General features: G+C 55.6%; 6 protein-coding genes. 5 read left to right on the forward strand and 1 reads right to left on the reverse strand.

The genetic code is table 11. From position 1 onward, the window contains the following. The first annotated feature begins 300 nt into the window (after nt 1-300). From folE2 to K9N21_16935, 5 genes are all read left to right on the forward strand, one after another. Complete coding sequence (gene folE2 / locus K9N21_16915; protein ID MCF8145596.1) at nt 301-1,071, forward strand: GTP cyclohydrolase FolE2; 771 nt, start codon at nt 301-303, stop codon at nt 1,069-1,071. Nucleotides 1,072-1,164: 93 nt separating this feature from the next. Then, the gene (locus K9N21_16920) at nt 1,165-2,457 is read left to right on the forward strand and encodes an IMP cyclohydrolase (GenBank protein MCF8145597.1); all 1,293 of its coding nucleotides are present in this window, start codon (nt 1,165-1,167) and stop codon (nt 2,455-2,457) included. Nucleotides 2,458-2,475: 18 nt separating this feature from the next. Beyond that, complete coding sequence (efp, locus tag K9N21_16925) at nt 2,476-3,039, forward strand: elongation factor P (GenBank protein MCF8145598.1); 564 nt, start codon at nt 2,476-2,478, stop codon at nt 3,037-3,039. Further along, nucleotides 3,017-3,970: an EF-P lysine aminoacylase GenX gene (gene genX / locus K9N21_16930; protein MCF8145599.1), complete on the forward strand. Its 954-nt coding sequence runs from the start codon at nt 3,017-3,019 to the stop codon at nt 3,968-3,970. Before efp ends, genX begins: the two co-directional genes overlap by 23 nt. 652 nt (nt 3,971-4,622) lie before the next feature. Continuing rightward, nucleotides 4,623-4,871: a DnaJ domain-containing protein gene (locus K9N21_16935; GenBank protein MCF8145600.1), complete on the forward strand. Its 249-nt coding sequence runs from the start codon at nt 4,623-4,625 to the stop codon at nt 4,869-4,871. A 75-nt stretch (nt 4,872-4,946) separates the two neighbouring features. Here K9N21_16935 and K9N21_16940 read toward each other — a convergent pair whose 3' ends face one another. Beyond that, on the reverse strand, nt 4,947-5,948 hold the full coding sequence (locus tag K9N21_16940) for a bile acid:sodium symporter (GenBank protein ID MCF8145601.1): 1,002 nt from the start codon (nt 5,946-5,948) through the stop codon (nt 4,947-4,949). Nucleotides 5,949-6,570: the final 622 nt, after the last annotated feature.

Here is a 6,570-nt window from a genome sequence, read left to right on the forward strand (position 1 = left end):
TTGACTTTGTCTTCAGGGTCACTATAGTACATGACTGCTGAAACACTTTCGATCTGTTTGGTGAGACTTACCTTTTCCCATATCAATCACCATGGGGGGCGTAGGTCGAGGCTTTTGCAAGGCGACCGCTTCCGCTCTCCGGAGAACCGGCGTGCGCCCTTCACGGCATTCGGATCTTATTCCTTTAAATCCTTGTGCATTCCTCCGGACAGCAATCCTGATGGGGGAAAGGGACAATTCCCGCAAACTGCAGAAGCGAGTTTCCCGTGTCGGCAGCATGTCAGGTAACCATTACGAATCATGGAAGACATTCAAAACCACAAGGACTACAGGAACATCGATATTGATCAGGTCGGCGTCAAGGGGATCCGGTATCCCATTACGGTGCTCGACAAGGATCAGGGAGAACAGCAGACCGTCGCCCGGATAAACATGTACGTGAGTCTGCCCCGTTACTACAAGGGCACCCACATGAGCCGCTTTGTAGAAATTCTCAATGAGAACAGCCGGCGGATATCACTCCAGAACTTCTCCGATATCCTTGAGGAGGTGAAAACCCGGCTGAACGCCGAGAGCGCCCATATGGAAATCAGCTTCCCGTACTTTATCAACAAACGCGCACCCGTGACCGGCGCTGAGGGGCTGATGGAATACCTGTGCACCTTCAAGGGGTCCGTCAACAAGGGAAGCGATCTGGTGATCGGGGTTCATGTCCCCATCTCCACCCTCTGCCCATGTTCCAAAGAAATCAGCGACTTCGGGGCCCACAACCAGCGGGGGGAGGTCCGGCTCAAGGTCAGATTCAAGAAATTCGTGTGGATAGAGGACCTGATCCAGCTGGTGGAGAAATCTGCATCCAGCGAGGTGTTCTCTGTTCTCAAGCGGGAAGATGAAAAATATGTGACCGAGCAGGCATACCAGAACCCGATGTTTGTCGAGGATATTGTCAGGGAAATCTCGCTGAAGCTGGGGAATGACCCCAATATTACATGGTTTTCCGTGGAATCCGAGAACTTTGAATCCATACACAATCATAATGCCTATGCATATATTGAAAAGCGCAACAGATGACGGCCCAGAGGGAAGCGCAAAGACCAGGGATCAAAAGGCCCCCTGCTCCTTGCTCTCTGCTCCCTGCTCCCCGGGCAAAGGATGAGATGAGACATGAGTGATGAATTAAAGAAGATGTATCGGACGGTCATGGATGACCATTTCCCTTCAGAGATGCGGATCTCTTTCGGGGATCAGACCCTGACCTACCGCAAACGGGCGTGGAAGATCCCCGACCCGAACGGCCAACTCATTGAAAAGGGCCTTCGCTATGGGGAGAACCCCGGCCAGGAGGCGGCCCTCTATGAACTTTCGGACGGCAACCTCGAAATGGCCGGGTGCCGGTTTATCGGCCCCGGGGAAGGCCTGGTGTCCGCCATTTCAGAAGCGGATATGCTCCAGAGTGGCAAGCATCCCGGAAAGATCAATCTGACCGATGTGGACAATGCCCTCAATATCATGAAGTACCTGATTTCAGGCCCGGCGGTGGTGATCGTGAAACACAACAATCCCTGTGGCGTGGCCTATGGCGCGACCCTTGTGGACGCCTACACAAAGGCCGACACCGCCGACCGGATTGCGGCCTTCGGGGGGTGCGCCCTCTTTAACCGTCCCATGGACCGGGCCACCGCCGAGCGGGTATCGGAAAACTACCTGGAGGTGGTGGCAGCCCCCGATTTTGAGGAAGGGAGCGTAGCGATCCTGTCCAAACGGGCCAACCTGCGCATTCTCCGCGTTCCCCGGATGGACCGGATCTCCGAGTACGCCCGGCAGCGGTTCGTGGATTTCAAGAGCCTCATGGACGGGGGAATCATCGTGCAGCAATCCCCCTTGAATCGGATCCAATCTGCAGAAGACTTCACCCTTGCCACCACGCAGCATGAGGGGAAGCCCTATGCCATTGAACGACCGCCGACTGAGGGCGAATTGGCCGATATGCTCTTCGGGTGGCAGGTGGAACAGGGCGTGACATCCAACTCGGTCATCTACGTCAAGAACGGGACCACGGTCGGCATCGGGACCGGGGAGCAGGACCGGGTAGGGGTTGCCGAAATCGCCATTTACAAGGCCTACACCAAGTATGCCGACGCCGTATGCCATCAACGGCACGGCGTCTCCTTCAAGGAACTGGAAATGATGGCGGAGACGGGCGAGAAGGACCGGGCCCTTGTAGAGGAGATCAATCAGGAGACCAGGGAAGCCAAAGGGGGCCTTATGGGCGCCAGCATGATCTCGGACGCCTTCTTCCCCTTCAGGGACGGGGTGGATGTGGCCATCCGGCAGGGAATCCGGGCCATTGTCCAGCCCGGCGGGTCTTTGAGGGACTTCGAGGTGATCGAGGCCTGCAACCAGGCCGATCCCCAGGTAACCATGGTCTTTACCGGACAGAGGGCATTCAAGCATTAACCATCGGAGAAACAGAACATGTACGCTGCCAGTGATTTGAGAAAAGGGCTGAAGATACAGATTGACCATGAACCCTATGTGGTGACGGAATTTCAGTTCGTCAAGCCCGGCAAAGGTCAGGCCCTGTACCGCTGTAAATTGAAGAATATGATCACCGGGGTTATCATCGACCCCACCTATCGCTCGGGCGATACCTTTGAACAGGCCGACCTCAGCGAACGGAGGATGCAGTATCTGTACAACCAGGAAGATGAATACTGGTTCATGGACGTTGAGAATTACGAACAGTCCGTCCTCTCTGAAAAGCAGGTCGGTGATGCCAAGAACTACCTGATAGATAATCTGGAAGTGGATATCCTCTTTTTCGGGGAACGGCCCATCGGGATTACCCTCCCCAACTTTGTCGACCTGACCGTTACCCGGGCAGACCCCTGGGCCAAGGGAGATTCCGTTGCCGGCGACACCAAGCCGGTGACATTGGAGACCGGTTATGTGCTCAGGGTGCCCCCCTTTGTCGAGGAGGGGGGGAAGATCACCATCGATACCCGGACCGGTGAATATGTCACCCGGGTCAAAGAGTGACCCGTGGCCCAGTGAAGGAACGAGGCTGGCCGGACGGATACAAAATCTCCGGGTACGTGCGCAAGTGGTCCAATGGATCCGGACCTTTTTTATCGACCAGGACTATCTGGAGATAGAAACTCCCCAGCTCATCTCCGCCCCGGCCCCGGAAATACATATCGAGGCGGTCGAGGCGGACGGTCGTTTTCTCCATCCTTCCCCCGAACTCTGCATGAAGCGGTTACTGGCGGCCGGCCTTCCCCGGATATTCCAGATCAGCAGGTGCTTCAGAAAAGGAGAACGGGGGGATCTCCACCTCCCTGAATTTACACTCCTTGAATGGTACAGGACCGGGGGCGACTACCGGGTCCTCATGGATGACTGCGAGGCCCTGATCCGTTTTCTGGCCCAACGCCTCAGCGGGAAAGCGCACCTCTCATACCTGGGAAGAGACATCGACCTTTCACCCCCGTGGGAACGTCTATCCGTCAGGGCGGCCTTTGATCGATACGCCCGTCTCTCCCCTGACCAGGCACTTGAGAAAGGATGTTTTGATCAGGTGCTGGTGGAGGAGATCGAACCCCGTCTGGGAAACCTTCGGCCCACCTTCCTGTACGAATATCCCGCACCTCTGGCCGCTTTGGCCAGGCTCAACCCCGATGATCCGACCCTGTCCGAGCGGTTTGAACTCTATATTGCCGGGATGGAACTGGCCAACGGGTTTTCAGAGTTGAATGATCCTCGAGAGCAGCGGGCCAGGTTTGAGGCGGAGCGGGGACAGAGGGCGGCGGCGGGGAAAAAGGCCTATCCCTTGCCGGAACGGTTCCTGCAATCCCTCGAGAATATGCCGGAGGCAGCGGGTATCGCCCTGGGCGTGGATCGGCTGGTCATGGTATTTTGCGGCGCCTCCCGTATTGATCAAGTGGTATCGTTTACGCCGGAAGAGACCTAGATGGGGTCCGGGAATCCGTAATCCCAGACCCTTTCCCAACCGGAATCGCCGTGAGGATTTCCTTGATCAGCTGCCCGATTTACGGTATAAAGAGAACGCGTTTCACCACAGGGACCGAATCGTGGATCAAGCAAGAATGTATGGGATTAATCTTATGACCACCTCTGCAGCGCAGGTAACCGGCAGGAAACCGGTCAGGGACCAGACCCGGGTAAGGACGAAAACATGCCTGGCCTGCGGTAAACCCAATATAGATGCCCGAAGGCGTTACTGCTCAAAAGAATGCAGGGACTACATTCAGTGGGTTCTCTCCCTTTCAAAGGGACTGCTCAGGGCGGTCAACGCCAGATATGCGGCCTTTTCCTTCACAGACGATAGGGTAATCCTGGATGTGTTTCCGATCTGGTCCAAGCGCGTCTCCAGATTTATTTCCAGGCGCATCAAAGGGAATAAGCCCGCCGAAGACTTAAAAAACCTGGTGCTTCAGTTCGGCCAGGAGTGGCACGATATCGTCAAGAACAACGGGTCACGGAGCTATGCATCCCTCTGTCTCGTGAACCGGAATCACAATAAGAGTATTCAACCCAGCAGCATCCGGCCGGGCAGGAAATCCCTTCCGAGGTTGTCCAGGCAGGAGACCAAGTGTCTGGAGATGTTAAAACTCGAGAGGACCGATTTGTCTGATGATGGCCGCATGGTCAAGATCAAGTCGGCCTATAAGAAGATGGCAAAGGTGCACCACCCGGATGCGGGAGGAGACGAAGAAGCGTTCAAAAAATTAAATGATGCCCATGAACAGATGCTGCTATGGGCGGAAAACCCCCATTACACCTCCCGAAAGGCCCTTCCAGGCTGCTGGTCCTATGACGGCGCCACCAGCCGCTGGTCCCCCCCGTTGTAAACTTCAGGAACTCCGCGGAGCACGTTGCCCCCATATGAATACCAAGCCCGGGCAAAGGCGCTCTTTCTATCTGTTTCAGACCACCGAACGCAATGACGCTGATGTCCTGCTGAACCTCCCCACAATGAGGCTCCCCAACAGGAGCTGGAGGGGATGGTAAAAGAGGAGCGGGAGGATGACCAGGGCAACCGATATCCGGGTGGATGCAAAGATGGCATAGGCCATCGGCACACCCGTGGAGATGGCCTTCTGGGTGGCGCTGAAGAAAAAGGCGATGCCGTTCGCCCTTTCGTATCCGGCCGTCTTCCACCAGATGCGGCCGGCCAGCATCACCAGGATGAGGAGGAGGAGGGTGGAAAAAAACGCCAGGGAGATTTCGTGGGCCTTCAATGACTGCCATATGTCGCTCTTCACCGAGTTGCAGAAGGCCGCATAGACAATGAGCAGGATCAGTCCCATGCTGGCCTTGGACATGTGCCGCTTATGGGCGTCGGCCCAGGGTTTCACCCATCTCCTGACCACCTGGCCCAACACAAAGGGGAGGAGGATAATGAGCATGATCTTGAAAATGAGGGAGTCCAGAGGCGGGATCGGCGTCTTCTGAGACACCTGGAGGGAGACCCACAGCGGGACGATGAATACGCCCAGGATATTGGAGAGGGAGGCATTGAACAGGGCCACGGCACTGGCGCCGCCGGCCTCGGTGGTGAACACGATGGATGTGGAGATGGTAGTGGGGACCACGGCCAGAAAGAGAAATCCCACACAAAGATCGTAGGGAAAGAGACGACGTGAGAGCAGCAGACCGGCATACACCAGCACCGGAATGAACACGAAGATAAACACCTGAATGGCCGCGTGCAGACGGTATCGGGCCAGTCCTTTCCTGACCTCCTGAGTCGGGAGCGACAGCCCCTGCATCATAAAAATGAGGAAGACCGCCACCCGCGTGGTAACCCCTGTATGCAGCCACCCCCCTCTGGCCCCCGGATCCGGAAATATCCACGCAAGTCCGACTGCGGCCGCAAGCAAAAAAACAAAGACATACGTGCCGCTGATGTGCAACCGGCCCTTCATAGCCCCGCCTCTCTATTCATACCGTAATTTTAAAAATCGCTCCCGATAGCGGCTTCTCCAGCCGTTTATCTTTTGTAAAAACCATCTCTCACAGAAGAGAACCTTTACCCCCCTTTGCTCTCCCCTGTCAACCGGTTATCGGGCGAGCCACCCACAATGTCCCGCTGCTCTTCCCTTTCACCACACGCATGCGTAGGCCGGTCTTAGCTGTTGCAGGTTTTTCTCCCGCCTCCTGGGCGGGAGAAATAGACCCCACGCACCCTTAAAAGTTTCCGGGGGTTGCACCGATACCTTTTTGGTTGCGGCGGTTAGGCCGCCTTAGACTCTTTGACTGTAACTTCTACGCAACGTGCGAAGAAGTTTTGGTGAACCGCGAAGGCGCAAAGGACGCGAAGAGGTCTTGATGGGTTCGTTCTGATCCTGAAAGAAAGATTCAGGATCAGAACACAGCAGGCTCTGCCGAGCCGTCGTTCGTTATTCGGCAATGGCCTTTGGATAAAAGAGATCTTTGTGTCTTGGGTGCGGTGGTTAGACCGCGCTAGGGCATAGTCCTCAGGGTTTTTCATTTAATTGCCAGAATTCCTTAACTTTAGGCACTTTAGATCACTTTAGACATTTTAGT

This window comes from Deltaproteobacteria bacterium, from assembly GCA_021737785.1.
Classification (GTDB): Bacteria; Desulfobacterota; DSM-4660; order Desulfatiglandales; family Desulfatiglandaceae; genus AUK324.